The sequence below is a fragment of the Methylobacterium terricola genome (assembly GCF_006151805.1).
GTDB lineage: Bacteria > Pseudomonadota > Alphaproteobacteria > Rhizobiales > Beijerinckiaceae > Methylobacterium > Methylobacterium terricola.
On record NZ_VDDA01000087.1, the window covers coordinates 1 to 2678 of the forward strand.

The 2678-nt window shown below is 69.7% G+C and carries 1 protein-coding gene; it reads left to right on the forward strand.

The features are described 5' to 3' along the window. Positions 1-2239, forward strand: a 2239-nt coding sequence (locus FF100_RS36700) for an Ig-like domain-containing protein (protein ID WP_246102813.1), incomplete at its 5' end; no start/stop codon positions are given. Positions 2240-2678: the final 439 nt, after the last annotated feature.

Sequence of the window (2678 nt, forward strand, 5' to 3'; positions counted from 1 at the left end):
ATGGTCGGCGACCCTGCCGGCGCTGGCGGACGGCAGCTACGCGGCGACGGCTTTGGCGATCGACGCGGCCGGCAATGCGAGCCTGGCGAGCACGCCGTTCACCTTCGGGATCGACGCGACGGCGCCGGTCGCCGCGGTCGTGACAGCGGGGGGCGGCACGACGCGCGACGCCACGCCGGTTCTCACCGGCACGGGCGAGGCGGGATCGACGGTGACGCTGCTGAACGGCACGACGCCGATCGGCACGGCCGTGGTCGCGGCGGACGGCACCTTCACGGTGAGCCCGACGACCCCGCTCGCGGACGGGGCCTACGCCCTGGCCGTGCAGCTCACCGACGTGGCCGGCAATGTCGGCGCGGCCTCGGCCCCGGTCGGGGTCGTCATCGACACGGCAGCACCGGCGAGCCCGACCCTCGCGGCGGTGACCGGCCCGACCAACGACAGCACGCCAACGCTGACCGGGACCGCCGAGCCGGGCGCCACCATCACCATCCGCAACGGCGACACGGTCCTCGGGACCGTGGCGGCGGGGGGCGACGGAGCGTTCAGCTTCACCCCGGCGACACCGTTGGGTGACGGCAGCTATGCCCTCACCGCGACGGCGACCGACGCGGCCGGCTCGACCAGCCTGCCCTCGCAGCCTCTCGGCCTGACCATCGACACCGCCGCTCCGGGCATCCCGGTGGTCAGCTCCGGCGCAGGCAGGACGGACGACACCACGCCGGCCGTCACCGGCACCGGCGAGGTCGGGACGATCGTGACGCTGCTGAACGGCACCACGCCGATCGGCACGGCGGTCGTGGGGGCCGACGGCACCTTCACGGTGAGCCCGACCGATCCGCTCGCGGACGGGACCTACGCTCTCGCGGTCCAGCTCACCGACGCGGCAGGCAATGCCGGTCCGCCGTCGGATCCGATCGCGATCGTGGTCGGGGCGGTGTCGTTCGTCTTCACCGATGGCGGCGACGCCTACATCGATGACGACCAGGGCCACGAGCTCGTGGCCCTCGACGGCGACGACACTGTGATCGGTGCCGGCGGCGACGACCGGATCTTCGGCGATGCCGGCGATGACAGGCTCCTCGGCGGCGCCGGCAACGACACCCTCGACGGCGGCGAGGGCCACGATGTCGTGCTCGGCGAGGCCGGCGACGACGTGCTGTTCGGCCAGGACGGGCACGACATCCTCGACGGCGGGGAGGGCAACGACACCGTCTATGGCGGGCAGGGCGACGACATCATCGTCAACTCGCCCGGCAACGACGTCCTGTTCGGCGGCCGGACCCTCACGGGCCCGACCGGCACCGACACCCTGGTGTTCCACTCGAGGCTCGCCGACACCTCCGTCACCCGCGACGGCGGCTATACGCTGATCACCGGGCCGGAGGGCGAGGACCGGGTCACCGGCTTCGAGCGCTACCTCTTCACCGATGCCACCGTGGTCACCGGCGACGGCACGCCGCTGGTCGACGACCTGTACTATCTCGCGAACAACAAGGACGTGTTCTTCGCCGGCCAGGACGCCGACGACCACTATGCCCAGTACGGCTGGCACGAAGGCCGCGACCCGAACGCGCTCTTCTCCACCACCGGCTACCTCGCGGCCAATCCGGACGTGCAGGCCGCCGGCCTCAATCCCCTGGAGCAGTACGACCAGGTCGGCTGGAAGGAGGGCCGCGATCCGTCCGCGAGCTTCGACACCGACCTCTACCTCGCCCACAATCCCGACGTGAAAGGCGCCGGCCTCGATCCGCTCAAGCATTACATCGAATATGGCCAGGGCGAGGGCCGGGCGATCTACGACGCGATCGGCAAGACCGCCGACCTCGCCGTGCATCCGGGCTTCGATGCCGAGTATTATCTCCTGTCCTACGCCGACGTGGCCCAGGCCGCGACGAAATCGGGCATGGATCCGTTCACCTACGCCTACGACCACTACCAGACCTATGGCTGGAAGGAGGGCCGCAACCCGAACGCAGTGTTCGACACCAAGGGCTACCTCGACGCCTACCAGGACGTGAAGGCGGCCGGGATCGACCCGCTGATGCACTACGACCAGTATGGCTGGAAAGAGGGCCGCGACCCGTCGAAAGGCTTCGACACGACGGAATACCTCGCCGCCTACGGCGACGTCGCGCAGGCCAAGATCGACCCGATGCAGCACTACCTGCAATACGGCGCCCTCGAGGGCCGCGCCACTGCCGGCGACACCACCTTCGGCGCCGGCACCGTCGGGTAGTCGCCCGCGATCCCGACCGGCCCGGATCCTCCGGGCCGACCGGATTTGCCCTCATCGCACCCGGCCGCCGAGCGTGACCGGGTGCGGTCGAGTGTCCGGATCAGAGCCCTCCGCTGCCGTCATCGAGCACTGCTCCGGGCCACGTCATGGTTGTAGTTTTCTCGAGGGGACGATCATCCGATGAATGCTTGCCAGCCCCTGTGGATTGTCCAAGATTCATCTAAAATTTAACCTCGGGGATTATCTGATCGAAGTTAATCCCCGAGATCATGATTGGGGATCGTTCAAGCGGGAGTGCTAAGGCCCATGCTGCAAGACACGGCCGCACAGGCCGGCCCCGGTCAGGCCGAGCTGCCCGCCGCCCGGCCCGATTCCGGCCTCGGGGCGCTGGCCCTCGTCGCCTCCTTCCACCAGATCCCCTGCGAGCCCGCCCAGGTCC